This is a genomic window from Streptomyces sp. ACA25 (assembly GCF_028200735.1).
Taxonomy (GTDB): Bacteria; Actinomycetota; Actinomycetes; order Streptomycetales; family Streptomycetaceae; genus Streptomyces.
Genome location: NZ_JAQKPV010000003.1, coordinates 374,312 through 393,230 on the forward strand (window position 1 = coordinate 374,312; position 18,919 = coordinate 393,230).

General features: G+C 76.3%; 9 protein-coding genes. All 9 read right to left on the minus strand.

From position 1 onward, the window contains the following. Positions 1–30: 30 nt before the first annotated feature. On the minus strand, positions 31–1,086 hold the full coding sequence (locus PJ985_RS07900) for a ketoacyl-ACP synthase III family protein (protein ID WP_271682860.1): 1,056 nt from the start codon (positions 1,084–1,086) through the stop codon (positions 31–33). After that, positions 1,086–2,714 carry an ABC transporter ATP-binding protein gene (locus PJ985_RS07905; protein WP_271682861.1) on the minus strand — a complete coding sequence of 543 codons (1,629 nt, stop codon included), beginning with the start codon at positions 2,712–2,714 and terminating at the stop codon, positions 1,086–1,088. The genes PJ985_RS07900 and PJ985_RS07905 overlap by 1 nt, the downstream gene beginning before the upstream one ends. Then, a complete protein-coding gene (locus tag PJ985_RS07910; protein ID WP_271682862.1) occupies positions 2,711–3,556 on the minus strand; it encodes an ABC transporter permease in 846 nt (281 codons plus the stop codon). Before PJ985_RS07910 ends, PJ985_RS07905 begins: the two co-directional genes overlap by 4 nt. Continuing rightward, positions 3,553–4,620 (minus strand): ABC transporter permease, encoded by a 1,068-nt coding sequence (locus tag PJ985_RS07915; RefSeq protein ID WP_271682863.1) that lies wholly within the window; start codon positions 4,618–4,620, stop codon positions 3,553–3,555. The genes PJ985_RS07910 and PJ985_RS07915 overlap by 4 nt, the downstream gene beginning before the upstream one ends. Beyond that, complete coding sequence (locus PJ985_RS07920; RefSeq protein WP_271682864.1) at positions 4,605–6,170, minus strand: ABC transporter substrate-binding protein; 1,566 nt, start codon at positions 6,168–6,170, stop codon at positions 4,605–4,607. The genes PJ985_RS07915 and PJ985_RS07920 overlap by 16 nt, the downstream gene beginning before the upstream one ends. Beyond that, a complete protein-coding gene (locus PJ985_RS07925) occupies positions 6,167–14,950 on the minus strand; it encodes a type I polyketide synthase (protein ID WP_271682865.1) in 8,784 nt (2,927 codons plus the stop codon). Before PJ985_RS07925 ends, PJ985_RS07920 begins: the two co-directional genes overlap by 4 nt. Positions 14,951–15,058: 108 nt before the next feature. Further along, the gene (locus PJ985_RS07930) at positions 15,059–16,285 is read right to left on the minus strand and encodes a class I SAM-dependent methyltransferase (protein ID WP_271682866.1); all 1,227 of its coding nucleotides are present in this window, start codon (positions 16,283–16,285) and stop codon (positions 15,059–15,061) included. 196 nt (positions 16,286–16,481) lie between these two features. Then, a complete protein-coding gene (locus tag PJ985_RS07935) occupies positions 16,482–18,443 on the minus strand; it encodes a heavy metal translocating P-type ATPase (RefSeq protein WP_271682867.1) in 1,962 nt (653 codons plus the stop codon). Further along, on the minus strand, positions 18,440–18,832 hold the full coding sequence (locus PJ985_RS07940) for an ArsR/SmtB family transcription factor (protein ID WP_271682868.1): 393 nt from the start codon (positions 18,830–18,832) through the stop codon (positions 18,440–18,442). The genes PJ985_RS07935 and PJ985_RS07940 overlap by 4 nt, the downstream gene beginning before the upstream one ends. Positions 18,833–18,919 lie beyond the last annotated feature (87 nt).

The following is an 18,919-nucleotide window of genomic DNA, read 5'->3' on the forward strand; positions in this document are numbered from 1 at the left end:
GGCTGCCGGCCCCGGCAGCCCCCCGCGGGCTCAGGCCGCTTCGAGGACGGCGGCGCTGAAGGTGAACCCGGCGCCCACCCCGATCAGGCAGATCCGGTCACCCGGCCGCAACTCCCCGCCGCGCACCAGGTGGTCCAGGCCCACCAGTTGGTCGGCGGAACCGAGATGGCCGACGCGCCGGCCGAACTCGTGCAGGGTGCGCCGGTGGTCGAGCCCGAGCACGTCGGCGTAGCCGGCCCGGAACACCGCCTGACCGACGAACGGGGTGACGACCCACCGCAGGTCGTCGACCGTGCTCCCGGCGTCCCGCAGCGCCGTGGTGACCACCCGGTGGACACCCTCGACATGGCGGTGAAGCACCGAGGCGGGGGTGTGCGGGCCGAGGCTGAAGAACTGCCGGGCCCGCTCGCGCACGACCAGCGGACGGGGGTCGGCGCCGGGCCGGTCGGACGGCGGGGTGGTGCCGCGCTGAAGTCCCTCCAGCCCGGGATCGCTCCAAGAGGCGCAGCTCAGCAGACGCAGCCGGGCACCTGCCGCCCCCGGTTCCACGGACCCCGGCCCGGTGCCCCTGGTCAGTACGGCGGCTCCGGCACCGTCGCCCAGCACCACCCCGGAGTCGAAGTTCCAGCGGTCGAGTCCGGCCGGGTGGAAGCGGTCGGCCGCGGTGACCAGCGCGGCCGGCACATCGGGGCGCCCGGCCAGCAGGCCGGCCGCCAGTTCGAGGCAGGCGAGTGACCCGTTGGACAGGGCGGACACCTGGACCGAGAGCCCCGGCAGCGGGGCCCCGCCGAGCACTTCGTCGGCCACCCGGCAGGCCGCCGACCACATGTCCAGCCCCTGGAACCAGCAGGCGCCGTGCAGGTGCAGCGCGATCCGGGGGGCAGCTTCGCCGGACGCGCGCAGGGCGGCCCGTCCAGCCCGGACGGCGAGCTCCGGCGCCGGCTCCTCGCAGTGCGACACCGACACCAGGCCGGCCTCCGCCGCGTCGGCGGGAGCGTACCGGCCGTCGGCCACCGCCTCGGCCACCGGCACCAGGTCCCCGAGCACACTGCCGGTGCCGGTGATCCACAGATCCTCGCAACGCATTACGCCTTCTCCTCCTCGAACCCGGTACGTCCGGGGAACGGTTGCCGGGCGGGGACGGCCGCGCCGGGGTACGGGGCCGGGCCGGGGATCCGGGCCGTGAACGTGCCGCCGTCCAGCACGTGCACCCGGTCGGCGCGGGCCGCGACCGCCACGTCGTGCGTCACCATCAGCACCGCGGTGCCCAGTGCGCGGCGCCGGTCGAGCGCGTCCAGCAGCGCGGCGGCCGTCGCCGCGTCCAGCGCGGAGGTCGGCTCGTCGGCGAGCAGCACCGCCGGTTCGGCGGCCAGCGACCGGGCGAGCGCCGCGCGCTGACGCTGCCCTCCGGAGCAGGCCCCCGGGCGGCGGCCCGTCACCGCGCTGTCCAGCCCCACCTCGGCCAGCAGCCCGGCCGCCACCTGCCGGGCCTCCTGCCGGGAAGCCCCGCGCAGCACGCGGACGGGCCGGGCGACCGCCCCGAGCAGCCGGTGAGCGGGGTTGAGCTCGGCGTCCGGGTCCTGCCCCAGCAGTTGCACGGCCGCCCGGGTCGCACGGTCCCGGGCGGCAGGCCTGCCGTCCGGGCCGGCCATGGCCAGTTCGGTGCCGTGCAGCAGGGCACGGCCGGCGGCCGGCGGGTGCAGCCCGGCCAGGGTCTTCAGCAGGGTGCTCTTGCCCGACCCGGAAGGGCCGAGGAGGGCCACCAGCTCCCCGCGCCGGAGGACGAGTCCGACCCCGGACAGCAACGGCTCCCCCGAACCGCCCGGCGGGCCGATGGTCAGGTCGTGGGTCCGCAGCACCGTGCCGTCCTCCCCGGGCGCGCCCGGGGGCGGCACCTCGACGGCCGGGTCGCCGACGGGTCCGGTCCGGGTCGGCCGGGGAGCGGCCGGCCGACGGGGCGGGGCCCCCGCCGCGCCGCCGGCGGTGCCCTGCGGCAGGGCCGTGGCGTTCCGGAGGACGGCTACGGGGTCCGCGCCGCCCCCGGGGGCGGCGCGCAGTTCCACGACCCGGTGCCCCAGCCCGGCCGCCCAGTCCCGGTCGTGACTGACCACCACCGCGACGCCGCCGCGCGCCAGATGGCGCCCGAGTTCCGCGGCCACCAGCCGGGCGCTGACCTCGTCGAGCCCACTGGTCGGCTCGTCCAGCAGGAGCAGGCGGGGCCGGCCGGCGACCGCGCGGGCCAGGGCCACCCGCTGGGCCTGGCCCCCGGACAGCTGGTGCGGCAGGCGGCGCGCCGCGTCCTCGGGCAGGCCCAGCCGGGTCAGCAGTTCGGCGCTGCGCCGGGCCCGGTCGCGGCGACGCGTGCCGGGCGGCAGCCCTTCGGCGACCGCGCGGCCGGCCCGGCGCAGCGGGTCGAGGGTTCCGGCGGGATCCTGGGCGAGGTAGCCGACGTGGCGGCTCCGCCAGCGCCGGGCCGCCCGGGTGCCGGCCGGGGGCAGCGGGGTGCCCTCCCACCGGACCGCGCCGGCCACGACCTCGACCCCCGCGCGCGGCTCCGCGAGCAGCAGGTGCAGAACGGTGGTCTTGCCGGCACCGGAGGGTCCGGCGAGCACCACCGCCTCCCCCGCCGCCAGCGTGAACCGGGGGCAGGGCAGCCGGGTGCCGCGCGGGGAGTCCCACAACTCGACGTCGTCGATCTCCAGCACGGGCGTCACCGGCCGGTCTCCGGGGACAGCCGCCGGGCCAGGAGGTCGAGGCCGACGGCGATCGTGGTGGCGAGCAGCGCGAGCGCCAGCGCGGGGGCCAGGGCCGCGGCGGGGTTGAGGGACACGGCGGGCAGGTTCTCCTTGATCATCAGAGCCCAGTCGGTGGCCGGCGGCTGCGGGCCGAGGCCGAGCACGCTGACCGCGGCGGTGAGTTGCAGTGCCCCCACGACCCGGAGGCCGGCGTCGGCCAGGACGGTGCCGCTGACCGCGGGCAGCAGTTCGCGCACCGCGATCGCCACCGGACCCTCACCCCGCACCACGGCTGCCTGGACGAAACCGGCCCGGGCCAGTGGGGCCGCGGTGGCGTACACCACCCGGGCGGACAGCGGGGTGCCGACGAGCAGCATCCCGGCGAGCACAGCGGTCCGCGCGTCGAAGGCGAGCGCGCACACCAGGACGACGAGGAGCCCGGGAACGGCGAGCAGCCCGGCCCCGCCGCGCAGCACCACCCGCGCGGTCCGTGCGTGCCGGGTGGCGGCCAGGCCGGCGGCGGTGCCCAGGGCGCTCGCGGCCAGCCCGGCGGGCAGCGCGACGGCCAGCAGGCCCGATCCGCCGGCCACCAGCCGGGAGAGCACGTCCCGCCCGAGCACATCGGTGCCCAGCCAGTGCCCGCCGTCCGGCGGGCTCCACGGCAGGCCCTGAGGTTGCGCGGGGTCCCCGGGTGCGAGCAGGGGTCCGGCGAGGACGGCGGCCAGCAGGAGCAGCAGGGCGGCCGCCTCACAAGACGTTGCCCACGGTGCGCGCCGGGGTTTGCGTGCGGCGGGGCGTGGCCGGGTTCCGGGCGGGCTCACCGGGCCGCCCCGGCCCGGCGGGCGGCGCGGGCGGCGAGCGCGTCGGCCCCGGTCACGGCGGTCAGCACGACGGCGGCGAGCAGCAGGGCCGTGCCCTGGACGACGGGCACGTCCCGGGCGGCGACCGACGTGGCGAGCTGCTGGCCCAGGCCCGGGTAGCCCAGCAGCGACTCCACCACCGCCGTCCCGGCCAGCAGCGCGCCGGCCAGCACCGCCGCGGCCTGTCCGAGCGGCGCCGCGAGATGGGGCAGGACATGGCGGCGGACGCAGCGCGCCGGGGGTACGCCCCGCAGCAGCGCGTCCCGGACGAACCTCCGCCGGAAGATGTCCGCGGCCGGCCCCATGAGCATGCGGGTGGTCCAGGCGGCGGCGGGCAGGGTCAGGGCGATCACGGGCAGCAGGAGGATCTCCGGCCGGTCCCAGCCCGAGCCGCCCACCGGCACGAGGGAAACGGCGGGAAGCCACCCCAGAGCCACCGAGAGCAGCATGACCAGCAGCACGACCAGGGCGGTGTCCGGTACGGCCGCCGCCGCCGCGGCGACCGCCGCGCCGGCCCGGCTCCGCCGTGCGGCGGGGGCCTGGGCGATCAGGACCGCCGCCGTGGTGCCGAGGAGCAGGGCGAGTACCCAGGAGGGCACGGCGATCAGCAGGGAAGCGGCGAGCCGGTCGCGCAGCAGGGCGCCCACCGGCCGGCCGTCCACCAGGGACTGGCCGAGGTCGCCGCGGGCCAGTCCGCCGAGCCAGTCGGCGAAGCGCTGCCAGGCCGGCCGGTCGAGACCCGCCTCGGCGCGGAGCCGGGCCAGCCGCTCGGGGTCCGCCTGCGCGCCCGCCACGGCGGTGGCCGCGTCCCCGGGCAGCAGCGACGTCACCGCGAAGACCACCACGCACACCACGAACAGCACGGCGGACCAGCGCAGACCGTGCGACACCAGCGCCCGGGGCAGCCGGTGCGCCCCCGTCGCCGGGCCCGGGGGGACGGCCTTGGCCACCCCACCGGGCCCGGTGCTGCCGGCCGGATCCTCCGGATCGCCGGGGATCCGGCCGCCCGTCACTGCTCCAGCCACACGCGGTCGAGCAGCATCCGGGCATAGCCGGTGCCGTCGGGCAGGCCGTGCACCCGGGCGTCGTGCACGTCGAGGCCGTCCCCCGCGCCCCAGGCCACCAGGCCGCCCTCGGTGGCGATCTCTTCCTGCAGGGCGGTGACCTGCTCGACCCGCCGGTCCTCGTCCTCCTCCGCCATGGCGGAGGCGAAGGCCTCGTCGAACGCCTCGTCACGCCGGCCCGTCTCGTTGTAGGCGGACGAGGACAGGGCGGTCTGCCGCGCCCAGGTCGGGAACCCGACCCCCGCGTACACCCCGGTGCACAGCGGCTCCTGCAGGTAGACCTCGCTCCAGTAGGTCTCCGGCGGGTGCTCGCGGACCGTGACGTGCAGGCCGGCTTCGCCGAGCTGCCGCTCGAGCAGGGCCGCCGCGGTGGACATCGCCGGGTAGGCGGTCGTGGTGTGCAGCTCCACGTCGAGGCCGTCGGGGTGCCCGGCCTCCGCCAGCAGGGCACGGGCGGCGTCCAGGTCCCGCTCCGGCGGCTGCAGGCTGTCGGGATACGACGGGTCGTCGGCGCACGGCGCGTCGTTGCCGGGGGTGCCGTAGCCGAGGAACACGGCGTCCACCAGGGCCTGCCGGTCGACGGCGAGCTTCACCGCCTGCCGGACCTTCTCCTGGTCGAACGGCGCCTGGTCCAGCCGCATCAGCAGCGGGTAGCCGTTGGCGGCGGAGCGGCTGAGCACGCCCAGCCGGTCGTCCTGGTCCGCGGTCCTGGCGGCGGCCGGCGCCACGTCGCTCGCCACGTCGATCTCCCCGGAGGTGACCGCCGCGGCGAGTGCCTGCGGGTCGGCGAAGCCGCGGATCTCCAGCCCGTCGAGGTGCGGGGGTTCGCCCCACCAGTCGTCGTTGCGGGCCAGCGTGGCGCTCTGCCCGCCGAGGGCGGTGAGGCGGAAGGGGCCCGAACCCACCGGCTCGTCGAAGTCCTCGGTGCCTTCCGGGACCACGAACACCACCCCGGCCAGGGTGCGGGGCAGCTCCGCGTCCGGCTCGCTGGTGGTGACCAGCAGCGTGTGGTCGTCCTCGGCCGCGCAGCCCTCGATGTCCACGGTGCCGAGCCGGTCGCCGTTCATCATGGACTGTTCGGCCATGCGCTTCATCGAGTGGAGCACGTCGGCCGCCCGCACCGGGCTGCCGTCGGTGAACCGGGCGTCGTCACGCAGCCGGAACCGCCAGCGGGTCGCGTTCTCCTCGGCCTCCCAGGACAGCGCCAGCCGCGGCTCCACCCCGCCCTTCCCGGCGGGCGCCACGAGCACGTCGTAGAGGGCGGCCAGCCGGATCCAGTCCGACTGGTTGAACAGGATGCCGTGCGGGTCGGTCGCCGCGGACCCGCCGCCGGCGGCGACGGTGCCGTACCGCAGGACACCACCGGGCGTCGGCTCCCCGGCCGGCGTGGCGGCCGGGCTCTTCTCCGGGCTGCCCGAGCCGTCCTGGCCGCAGGCGGTGAGGGCGGCGCCACCGGTGAGCGCGAGCGCGGACAGCAGGACCTGCCGGCGGTGCGGGAGATATCCGTTCACCGGGGGTCTCCCGGGGTGGGCGAGGCGGCGGGCTGGTGAGCGTTCATGTCGTTCTCTGCTTCCGTGCGGTGGTCGGTACGGGGGGCGGCTGCGGGAGCGCAGGCCGCCAGGGCGCGGTCGAGGTGGGCGGCGATGTCGGCCACGGCCGGGTCGCGGAGCATGGCGTAGTGGTGTCCGGCCACCGGATGGATGTCCAGGTGCCCGTGGACATGCGGACGCCAGCCCAGCGCCTCGTCGTCGAAGGCGTCGTCGACGCCCATGCCGATCCGGCCGTTGCGCGGCGAGGTGAGGGCGGCCCTGAGCAGCAGTACCGGCACGGTCCCGTCGAGCGGGCCGGCCCGGTGGGCGGCGAGGCCGCGCAGGTGCCGGGCGAAGACCTCGGTCCGTTCGCTCAAAGCCTCCCCGGGGCCGAGCAGGCGCTGGTCGCGCAACGCGCGCTCCAGCATGTCCGGGTCCCCGTCGGCGCCGTGGGCGCCGAGGTCGAGATCGAGGTAGGCCTCCAGCGAACGCAGGTAGCGCAGCCGTACCTCCCGGGTGGTGCGCTGCCGGTCGAGCCCCTCCAGGGCCGTGATCCGGTCCGGGCTGTTGGAGTCGATCATCACCAGCAGGGCGACCTGTTCCCCTTCCTCGCGGAGGAAGCGGGCGAGTTCGTGGGCGACGGTGCCGCCCATCGACCAACCGCCCAGCAGGTAGGGGCCGTGCGGCTGATGGTGACGCACGACCGCGGCGTACTGCCGGACCATGCCGGCGATGTCCTCCTGCCCCGGATACCCGGACAGACCGGGGTCGGCGAGCGCGATCAGCGGATGGGGAGCGGAGAGCCGCCGGGCCAGTTCCACGTAGCAGAGCACGTCCCCGCCGGACGGGTGGAGGAGGAAGAGGGGCGGCCCGCTGCCGTCACGGAGCGGTATCGCGATCTCCGACGGAGGGACCTCCTCCCGCGGCAGGGGCCCCGCGGACGGCGAGGGCTCCTCCCGCGCGGCCCGCTCCCCCGGCTCCGGCTCCGGCTCCGGCTCCGGCTCCGCGCGAGCGTCCGCAGCCACCAGCGCGGCGGCGAATCCGGCGACGCTCGGGTCCGCGAGGAACTCCCGCGGAGCGAGGGAGCCGCCCTGCTCCTTCGCCCACCGGGTGAGCATCCGCACGGCCAGCAGCGAGTCGCCGCCCAGGCTGAAGAAGTCGGCGGCGCGGTCGATCTCCTCCGCCGGGACGCCCAGGATCTCCGCCCAGCATCCGGCGACGCTCCGCTCGAGGCCGTCGCGCGGGGCACCGGGCTGGTGACCGGCCGGCCCGCCCGCGGCGGCGGTCAGCTGCGGGGCCGGGGCCGCCGGCACCGCGGACGGCAGGCCGGCCCGCTCCTGCCAGCCGGAACCGTCGGCCAGCCGCCCCGTGGTCCGCACCACCTCGTCGAACAGCCGGTCCAGGTCTCCCGGCCGGAACAGCTCGTCCACCGAGGCCAGCGCCAGTAGCAGCTCGCCCTGCACCTCGTAGAGCCGCAGTTCGAGCACCACCTGCGGGGTGCGGATCCGCTGGTGGTGATCGGCCTCGTCCACGGTGCCCAGCGGCCCCGCGACCGGGTCCAGGTCTCCGCCGAGGGCGGCCCCCAGACCCAGGGTGCTCTGGAACACCACGGGCGCCACCGGACGCCGGCTGCCGCTGCGGCGGGCCAGTTCCCGGGCCACCTCCACACCGGTGACCAGGCTGTGCGACAGCGAGCCGGTGATCTGCTCCTGCACCCGCCCGGCGAGCTCCGCGAACCCCGCGTCCCCCGTCAGGTCCACCGGGACCAGCGCCGTCGAGGAGAAGGCACCGATCATCCGGTCCACGTCCGGGTGCAGCGGATGACGGTTCGACTGGAGGGTGTTGAGGACGAACCGCGGCGTCTGCGACAGCCGCGCCACGGCGACCGCGTAGACGGCGGCGAGCACCGCGGACGGCGTCAGGCCGTGGGCGGCGCACTCCGCACGCAGCGCCTCCCAGCGCTCCGCGGGCAGCCGCGCCTCCCGGCCCGTCATCCCCGCGGCCGTGACCGCTCCCGGGTCGGCGAGCAGCGGCAGCGGCGGAGCGGCGGGCAGGGCGTCCAGCCGCTCCCACCACCAGTCCCGGTCCGCCTGCCAGGCCTCCGTCTCCCGGGCCTCCTCCATGGCCGCCACGTAGTCGCCGAAGTCAATGGTGAGCGGGGCGAGGACCGCGTTGGGGTCGGCGGCGTAGGAGAGCAGCCGGCGGGCGAAGAGCTGCGCCGACCAGCCGTCGGCCACCATGAGGCTGAAGGCGATGTGGAGCCGCCCCCGGCCCCCGGGAAGCAGGGTGAGCCGCACCGCGAAGCCCGGGCCGTGAACCGGGTCGGGGCCGGTGGCGCTGATGCGTTCCCGGACTCGTGCCAGCTCCGCCTCGGCCTCCGGCTCGGTGCGGTCCCGCAGGTCGGTGAGGTCGAGCGGAAGCTCCTGCGCGGCCGGGTCGTGCGCCGGCAGGATGCGCTGCCGCCCGTCGGGCAGCACCCGCGCCCGCAGCATGGGCTGCGCCGAGACGAGCCGCCGCAGTGCGTCGGTGAGCGCGGCGGGAGCGGTGTCCGCGTCCACTCCGTGCAGGCCGACGTCGGTGTAGTAGTGCACCGAGTCGTAGGACAGCTCCCAGCCGCCCTGCTGTCCGACGAAGTACGCCTGCTGCAGCGGCAGGAGCGCGAACGGCTCCTCCGGTGCACTCCGGCGCCCGACCCGGAGGGGCAGCGCCCGGGGGCCCGGCGCGCCCGTGCCGCGCCCACGGACAAGGCCGGTCAGATGGCTGAGCGTCAGGTCGGAGCGCACTTCCGGCAGGGCGAGCACGACGTCGAGCCGCTGCCGCACCAGCGCGGCCATCCGTACCGCGAGCAGCGAGTCACCGCCCAGGCTGAGGAAGGTGGCGTCGGCCGGGATCGCCGCGGGCTCCAGGTCGAGCAGCTCCGCCCAGACCGCGCGCAGGGTCTCCGGCACCGTGTCGTCCGGCTGCCCGTCGGTACCGGGGGCGGCGGCCGGCGACGCGGCCGGTTCCGTCCCGCCTTCCGCCCCGGCGGTGAGCCGCGGGCCGGCTCCGGGGGCCTCCCAGAGCTCGGGCCGCGCCGCGAGATCCTCCAGCCAGGCCGTGGAGGCGGCGAAAGCCGCGTCCGCTTCCTGCGGGTCGAGCACGTTCTCCGCGACGTCCCACTGCAGAACCAGGTCGCCCCGGTGCTCGTACGCCTGGTGGTCCAGCCATACCTGCGGGGTCTGGCTGACCCCGTGGACGACGGGGCCCAGCCACTCGTGGTCGTGCGGGCCCCCGTCCCCGCCGAAGCGGTCGAGGCCCAGCATGCCCGTGAACACCACCGGAACATTCCGCTGGACCCCGGTGCGGGACGCCTGCTCGGCCAGCATCTCCAGGCCGGAGAACTCGCGGTGGTCGAGGTCCTCGAACAGCTGCCGTTGCGCGGCCTGCACCCGCTCGGCGAAGGGGACGTCCGCCCGCCGGTCGACCTCGTGCAGCAGCAGGGAGGAGAACTCGCCGACCACCCGGTCGACGTCCGGGTGCACCGGGGGCCGGTCGAAGACGGTCAGGGTCAGCGCGAAGTGCCGGTCCGCGGACCAGGCGGCGAGCACGTCGGCGTAGACGGTGAGCAGCACGGCGGTCGGGGTGGCGCCGAGACCGGCGGCCCGCTCCCGCAGGGCCTGCCACCGGCCGGCGTCGAGCACGTGACGGCGCCGCCCGAACCGGGGGGCGTCCCGCTGTTCACGGACCGGCAGCGCGGGCGGCCCGGGAAGGGTGTCCGCCCGGCCGCGCCAGTAGGCGGCGGCCCGCTCGTACGCCGGGCCGTCCCGGCGTTCGGCGAGAGCATCCACGCAGTCGGCGAACGTGCAGCCGACGGGCGGCAGTTCCGCCTCCGGGTCCTCGTACAGGGCCCGGAGCTCCCGGTCGACCAGCAGGTAGCTGGCGGAGTCGCAGACCAGGACGTCGACCGAGAGCAGCACCCGCCACCCCTCCGGGAGCCGGACCGCGTGCACCTCGATCAGCGGCCACCGGTCGGGGACGGCGACCCGCCGGGAGAGCCTGTCCCGCAGTGCGGCGAGCTGCTCCTGCGCCTCGGCGGGGGTGCGGGCGGACAGGTCGGTGAAGGGAATGCGGTACGCGGGCACCTCGGGGAGAACGAGATTCGTCCCCTCCGGGGTGATCACCGCGCGGAGCATGCCGTGCCGCGCGATCACCGCGTTCCACGCCTGCTGGTACCGCGGCAGGTCCAGGTCGGAACAGTGGTGTTCGAGGTAGAAGTGGCAGCCCACCCCGCCGAGGTCCAGGGCGGTGGAGCGGCCGACCCGGTAGGCGTGCTGCACGCGGGTCAGCGGGAACGGGGCACCCTCCTCGGTCGCGGGACGGAGCGGTGCCCCGGCCGGGGAGGACCGCTCCCCGGCGGCGGTGCCGGTACCGGTGTCCTCCGGCAGCAGTTCCGCCAGCGCCCCGACGGTGGGACGGGAGAGAAGGTCGCGGAGGCGCAGCAGCACGCCGTGCTCGTCCCGCAGCCGGGCCAGGACGCGGGTGGCGAGCAGCGAGTGTCCGCCGAGCGCGAAGAAGTCGGCGTCCCGGCTGTTCACCGGGCGGCCGAGAACCTCGGCGTACACGGCGGCCACCAGCCGTTCTGCCCCGGTGGCGGGCGCGTCGCCGCCCACCTCCGCGGTCCGCACGCTGCGGGCGGCCAGCGCCAGGGAACGGGTGTTCAGCTCGGCGGGGGAAACCGCCAGGTGGCAGGGGGTGGCGGGGTCACGGGCCAGACCGGCTGTGCGGAGCAGCGCGTCCAGGGCGTCGGAGGCGTCCAGCGCGTTCCGCATGGTGATCTCCGCCGCGACGGCCCGCTCCTCGTCGGTACCGAACCGCCAGCGGTCCCAGTCGACAGCCATCCAGCGCGTGCCGTCGGGACGGTCCAGGGTGTGGGCGAGACCGCCCAGGTAGCGGCTGGCGGCGACGTACGCGCCGAGTCCGAATCCGCCGATGGTCGCCGCCGCGGAGGCCATCAGCAGCACGGTGCCGGGACGCGCGGAGGCGGGCAGCGCACTGACCGCCTCGTGCAGCGCGAGGGCGGCGGCGGTCTTCGGGGTGAGGACGGTGTCGGTGACCTGGGCATCGCTCTCGGCCAGTGCGGCGAGCTCCACCACGACCGGGGCGTGCACGACGAGGTCGACGCGGCCGTGGCTGCGGGCCGTGGCGTCCAGGATGCCCATGAGTTCCGCGCTGTCGGTGGCGTCCGCCACCTCGACCCGTACGTCATGACCCTCCTCCCGCAGCCGCCGTACCGTCTCGGCACGGTGCAGCAGCCGCGGCTCCGCGTCGGCGGCACCGGCCGCCGGCAGGCCGGTGCGGCCGATCAGGACCATCCGCGCGCCGTGTGCGCGGCACAGCCGCCCGGCGAGTGCGAGGCCGACGTTGCCCAGCCCGCCGGTGACCACGACGACGGGCCGCTCCGGGAGTGCCGGGGAACCGTCGGGCTGCCAGGGCTCCCACTGCCGCAGCCAGCGGTGCGCGCCGCGCAGGGCGAGCTCCCACGACGCCGTCCCGGACTGCTCCCCGGTGGCGCTCAGGTCCGCGGCCTCGGCGAGGATCCGGCCCACGAGCGCGGGATCCGCCGGCCCCGGCGGCAGGTCGAGCGAGCGCCAGCGCACGGCGGGGGCCTCCTGGCCCAGCACCCGCGGCAGGCCCCGCGCGGCGGTGGCCACCGGATCGACGTGCTCCGCGCCGGTCACCTGCTCCCCGCCGGCCGTCACGTACAGCAGGGGCAGCGAACGCTCGGCGAGATCGGCAGGCAGGGCGGCGGCCAGCCGTCCGTGCCGGAGGATCTCGTCGCGCACCGCGGCACTGTCCTGAGCGGGGGACCCGTCCCGGGCGGAGGCGCAGTACACCACCGCTGTGAGGTCCGCCCACCCGTCACCGGCGGGCGGCGTGTCCAGGGCGACGGCCCCCCGCTCGTGCAGCGCCGCACGCAGCGGCGCGGCGTACGGGCCGTCGCCGAGCACCAGCCAGCGGCCGGTTGCGGCTTCCGGCGCTCCGGCGGTGCCCGTCCGGCCCGGCAGGGGCGGCAGCCTGCGCCACACCGGCAGCTGCAACGGCTGCGTGGCGTCGGGTTCGGCGGGCGCCGGGCCCACCGAGGGGCCGCCCGCGCGCGGCGCGGGCTCGACCCAGAAGCGGCTGCGCTGGAAGGCGTACCCGGGCAGCGGCAGCCGCCGGCGCTCCGGCCGGTGGCCCGCGGCCGGGTCCACCGGAACCCCGGCGGCCCACAGCCGGCCGACCGCCGCCAGGAACGCGGCCCGGCCGTCCCCGCCCTCGTCGGCTCGCGGGAAGACGGTGACGGCTGCCGGAACGGTGGTGGAGCCCTTCCGGGCGGCCAGCGCCGCGAGCATGCCGCCGGGTCCCGCCTGGACCAGCACCGCGGGCCCGCCGTCGAGCGCGGTCTCCAGGGCGTCGGCGAACAGCACGGTGCCCCGCAGATGCCGCACCCAGTGCTCCGGGTCAGTGATCTCCTCCGCGGTCGCCACCTTTCCGGTGAGGGTGGTCACCAGCGGCACCCGGGGCGCGGCGGGCCGCAACCCCGCGCTCACCGACCGCAGCCCGGGCATCGCGGCCTCCACGAGCCGGGAGTGGGCGGCGACCTCGACCGCGACCGGCTCGGCGGTCACCCCTCGCGCGGTGAGCGCCTCGCGCAGCCGGCCGATGGCCTCCGCGGGCCCGGACACGGCGCAGGCGTCGGTGGCGTTGACCGCGGCCACGTCCAGGTCAGGATGGCCGGCGAGCAGGGTCCGCACGTCCCGCTCCCCCAGCGGGACGGCGAGCATGCCGCCGGGCGGCAGGTGCGCCATGCCGACGGAGCGTTCGGCCACCAGCCGGGCGGCGTCCGCGCGGCTCAGGACACCGGCGGCCACGGCCGCGGCGTACTCGCCGACGCTGTGCCCGAGCACCGCGTCGGGCACCAGCCCGTGCGCCGCCAGCAGCTCGGCGGTCGCCACGCTGGCGGTGAACAGGGCGGGAAGGCCCACGCCGGGGGTGCGGGCCAGCCGCTGCGCCCCGGCGTCACCGGGGTCGGCCAGCAGCACGTCCCGCACCTCCGCGCCGATGAGCGGCCGGAACAGCCCGGCCAGCTCGTCCACCACCTCGGCGAACGCCGGTTCCTCGCGGTAGAGGTCCGCTGCCATGCCGGCGTACTGGGCGCCGCCGCCGGGGAAGGCGAGCACCACCCGGGGCGGGGTTCCCGGGACGACCGCCGGTGCCGCGCGCCGTAGCGCTGCGGCGGCGTCCTCACCCGGCGCGACGGCGACAGCGGCCCGTGCGGGCAGCCCGGCGCGTCCGGTGGCCAGGGTGTACGCCGCGTCGGCCAGGCCGGAGCCGGGAGCGGAGGGCATCGCGTCGGCCAGCCGGCCGGCCGTGGCGCGGCACGCGGCGGCGGTGGCCGCGGAGACGACGAGCAGCTGGGCCCGGTCGTCCTGCGCGACGGGAGCGGTGACGGGCGCCTGCTCCAGCACCACGTGGCAGTTGGTGCCGCCGATACCGAACGAGCTGACCCCGGCCCGGCGCGGACCCGGGCTGTGCCAGTCCTCCGTGCGGCGGGCGATCCGGAAGGCGGATCCGTCCAGCCCCAGCTCCGGGTTGGGAGTGCCGGCGTGCAGGCTGGCCGGTACGGTGCCGTGCCGCAGCGTCAGGACGGCCTTGATGAACCCCGCGATGCCGGCGGCCGAGTCGGCGTGCCCGATGTTGCCCTTCACCGAGCCGAGCAGGCACCAGGGCTCCTGGGCGAGGCCGAACACCCGGCGCAGCGCCTGCACCTCGATGGGGTCGCCGAGCAGCGTGCCGGTGCCGTGGCCCTCGATGTATCCGATGTCCCGGGGGCCGAGGTCCGCGACGGCGAGCGCCTCGGCGATCGTCCGGGCCTGCCCCTGCGGGGAGGGCGCGGTGAACCCGGCCCGGTCCGCCCCGTCGTTGGCGACCGCGGAGCCGCGCACCACCGCGTGCACGGTGTCGCCGTCCGCCAGCGCGTCCTCGAGCCGGCGCAGCACCACTGCCCCGGCACCCTGGGTGAACACGGTGCCCCGGGCGTCCTGGGCGTACGGGCGGGTGCTTCCGTCCGCGGAGAACGGCCCGTCCGGGACGTGCAGGTAGCCGAGGCCCTGCGGTACGCGCAGCGACACCCCTCCGGCGAGGGCGGTGTCGCACTCCCCGGCCAGCAGGGCCTGCACCGCGGTGTGCACGGCGACGAGAGAGGTGGCACAGGTGGCGCCGACCGCCACCGCGGGGCCGGTCAGGCCGAGCCGGTGGGCGGTGCGCAGCGGGAGGTAGTCGGCGACGTTCCCGGTGTGCAGTTGCAGGCTCCCCACCGGGTCGGCGCCGCCCAGCGGGTCGAAGCGGTGGGCGAGGTGGGTGGCGAGGTACCCGGAGAGCGCGGCGCCTGCGTAGACGCCGACGGTGCCGGCCGCCCGTACGCCGCCGTGTCCCGCGTGCTCCAGCGCGTGCCAGGCGGTTTCCAGGAAGACGCGCTGCTGCGGGTCCATCAGCTCGGCCTCGACCTCGCCGATGCCGAAGGGGGCCGGGTCGAAGGACTCCTGGTCGGTCAGCAGCCCGCCGACCGGCACGTACGCCGGGTTGCGGCGCAGGGCCACGGGCACGCCCCGGGCTGCGAGCTCCGCGTCCGTGAAGCGGGTCAGGGCCTCGCGTTCCTCGGTCAGCAGGTCCCAGAAGGCGTCGGCGTCGGGTGCTCCCGGGAAGCGGCAGGCAAGGCCCACCACCGCGACGTGGCCGGTCATCCGGTCACCTCCGGCACGGCGTCGGCTGGGCGGGGCGGAAGGGAGGACGACATGCGGCTGCTCCTGCTGGGGTGGTGACAGGGAAACGAAGAAGGGGGGAGGTGGCGGTCAGGCCGGTGAGGGGGCGGCGCCGGTGACGGCTGGACCACCGGTCGGTGCGAAAGCCGCGTGGACGTGCTGGCCGAGCCGGGCCATCGGTTCCTCGGGAGTGGGCAGGGACACGGCCGACTCGAAGCCGGCGCCGGCGATCTCGCGGAGCCACTCCTCCCGGGTGAGGAAGATCCGGTCCTGTCCGCGCCGGAAGTCCTCGAAGTCCCGGTCCGGTTCCTGTGGTCCGGGCGACATGAGGAACTCCATCGAGGTCATGAGCTGGCAGTGCTCGCGGGAGGTCTCGATCACCACGAGCAGGCCGCCGGGCGTGAGCAGGCGCCGCAGCCCGGCCAGTACCTCCCCCACGTGCCGCGCGTTGTGCAGCACGTTGGCGCACACGACCACGTCGGCGGAGGCCGGGTCGTACCCCTGGGCGGCGGCGTCGCCGTTCATGTCGAACAGCCGGTACCGGATCCAGGGCAGGGCCGCCAGCCGTTCCCGGGCGGCGAGGAAGAAGAACCGCGACACATCGGTGAAGAGGTAATCGACACCCGGACCTGCGGCGTGCGGGGCGAGCGCGGCCACCAGGTCCGTGGTGGTGCCGCCGACCCCGGCACCGACCTCCAGCACCCGCAGCGGGGTCCGGGCGTCACGGCCGGCGGCGAAGTCCGCCAGCGCGGCGGCGGCCATCGCGTTCACGTACCGGCTGATGGTGTTCTCGCGGTAGGTGCTGTCCGCGGTGTCCATTCGGCCGTCGGGGAACAGCAGGGTCTGCAGGGCTATTTCGTCCCGCAGCAGCTGCGGGAGGTACCGGACGGCGTCCAGCAGGAAGCGCGTCATCTCGGGGCCGTGCCCGAGGGCAAGGCCCGCCTCGTGCATGCCCGCCGCGGCCCGGTCCAGATCCCCGGCGTCCACCGCGGCAAGCCCGGTGTACGAGCCGTCTGCCGATGCGGTGAGCATCTCCGCCCGGACCAGGGCGGCCAGCCACCGGCGGACCACCCGGCGGTGGCGGGACGCCACCCGCAGGGCGGACAGGATGTCGTCGGACCGGTGGGCGGCGCCGTCCCGGGTGAACAGCCCGTGGCCGCGCAGCGTCAGGGCCATGGAGAGCAGCGCGACCCGGTCGAGTTCATCGGCGAGCGCCGTCAGACGCTGCGGGTCGGCCCCGGAGAGAGCCGGGCCGGCCCCCTGTCGCATGGCGTTCTCGAGACGGTCCGCCGGGGCTGCCGGTCCTTGGGTGTACACGCGTGCTCCCTGGTCGCCGCGGAGTTCAGCGCAGCGGTAACGGGCTCAGCCACCGGGTCCGGCGCGAGCTGTGTCTCTGGGACAACAGCCCGAGCATATAATGACAACGGTTTTCGTTTGCAAGAGATCCGCCCACTGTTTCTGTTCCGCAACCGGGGCCTCCGGCCGGCCGGGCGGACCTCGCGGCAGCTGGACGTCACGCCGCGACCTCGGCCGGCACGGGTGCGCTCCCCCGGACCGGGGCGGGCGCCGGGGACAGCGGCTTGGTGCGTCCGGCGCGGACGCCGTTGCCGATGATGACGATCTCGGCGAGCTCGTGGACCGCGACGACGGCGGCAAGGCCGAGAACGCCGGCCAGGGCGAGCGGCATCAGGCCGATGATGACCGCGAGGGACAGGCCGAGGTTCTGCAGCATGATGCGCCGCGCCCGGCGGGCGTGCTCCAGGGCCTGCGGCAGGTGGCGCAGGTCCTCGCCCATCAGGGCGACGTCGGCCGTCTCGATGGCGACATCGGCGCCCAACGCGCCCATGGCGACGCCGAGGTCGGCGGTGGCCAGGGCGGGGGCGTCGTTGATGCCGTCGCCGACCATCGCGGTGAACTGCCGGCTGCGCAGTTCGCCGATGAGGCGCGCCTTGTCCTCGGGGCGCAGGTCCGCGTGGACAAGGTCGATGCCGGCCTCGCCCGCGAGGGCCTTGGCAGTGCGCTCGTTGTCGCCGGTGAGCATCACCACCGTCAACCCGCGGGCGTGAAGGCGGTCGATGACCTCACGGGCCTCCGGGCGCAGTTCGTCGCGCACCGCGAGGGCGCCGATCACGTGTCCGTCGTTCTCGACCAGGACGGCCGTCGCTCCCGCGTCCTGCATCGCGGTGATGTCCTCGGTCAGCGGGCCGGGCTCGATCCAGCCGGGCCGGCCGAGCCGGACCGGGCGGCCGTCCAGGCGTCCGGTGAGGCCGGCGCCGGTGACCGCTTCGACCTCCGTGGCGGCGGACACCTCGGGCGCGGCCGACAGGACGGCCTTGGCGAGGGGGTGTTCGCTGCGGGCCTCCAGAGCGGCGGCCACGGCGAGCACCTCGTCGCGGCTGTGTCCGTCCACAGTGGCGACCCTGACCACGGCGGGCCGGTTGCGGGTGAGCGTGCCGGTCTTGTCCAGCGCCACGGTACGTACGGCGCCGAGAGCTTCGAGGGCGGCTCCCCCCTTGACGAGGACGCCCATCCTGCCGGCCGCGCCGATCGCGGCGACCACGGTGACGGGCACGGAGATCGCCAGCGCACACGGGGAGGCGGCGACCAGGACGACCAGCGCCCGCTCGATCCAGGTGGACGGGTCCCCCAGCAGGGAGCCGACCAGGGCGATCAGGACGGCGACGGCCATGATGCCGGGCACCAGCGGTTTGGCGATCCTGTCGGCGAGCCGCTGGCCGGCGCCCTTGCGCGCCTGCTCGGCCTCCACGATTCTCACGATCCGGGCGAGGGAGTTGTCCTCGGCCGTGCTGGTGACCTCGACCTCCAGCACGCCCGTGCCGTTGATCGCGCCCGCGTACACCTCACTGCCCGGACCGGCCTCGACCGGCACGGACTCGCCGGTGATGGCGGAGACGTCCAACGCGGTGCGACCGGCGCGGATGGTGCCGTCGGTGGCGATCCGCTCACCGGGCCTGACCACCATGGTGTCGCCGATGCGCAGCCCGGCCGGGGCGACGGCCTGCTCGGTACCGTCGCGCACCACGGTCGCCTGCTCGGGGACCAGGTTCAGCAGAGCGCGCAGTCCCCGGCGGGTGCGGGCCAGGGAGTACTCCTCCAAGCCCTCGCTGATGGAGTAGAGGAAGGCCAGCATGGCGGCCTCGCCGACCTCGCCGAGGATGACCGCGCCGACGGCGGCGATCGTCATCAGCGTACCGACGCCGATCCTGCCCCTGGCCAGCCGGCGCAGCGTGACGGGAACGAAGGTCCAGGCACCCACCACGAGGGCGAGCCCGTTCAGCACCGTCACCACGGTGCCGGAGGCGCCGGTCCATCCCGCTGTCAGCGCGGCCAGCAGCAGGACGCCGGCCACCGCGGCGGCCCGCAGTTCACCGACCTCCCACAGCTTCTCCGGCGCGCGCCGCTCCGCACCCTCAACGGTCGGCTGCTCGTCGCCGCAGCCGCAGGCGTCGCTCATCGGTCGCCCCCCTCGACCTTCGGGGCCGCCGACGCCCCGTAGGCGGGGCACAGGTCAACCGCCTCGCCGGTCGCGGTGAGCAACTGTTCGGCCGAGGCCAGCAGGTCCAGCAGTTCCGGACGGGCCAGAAAGTACAAGGAGGCCCGGCCCTGCGGACGGGAGTCGACCAGGCCGCAGTCGCGCAGGCAGGACAGGTGCGCCGAGACCGTGGACTGCGCCAGGCCCACGCAGCCGACCAGGTCCACGACCCTGGCCTCGCCCCGGGCCAGGCGCAGCAGGATCGCGAGGCGGGCCGGGTCGCCGAGGGAGCGGAACAGGGCCACCGCCGCCGACGGCGCCCCGCACGAGGTGCCGGCCGGCGGCGCGCCCGCCGCCCTATTCATCGTCATGGAACGATGATAGCTATACGTAACGATGAGATGCCACCCGGAGCGGCGTGGCTCCGGAACGACGAGAGGGCCCGTACGGCCGCAGGA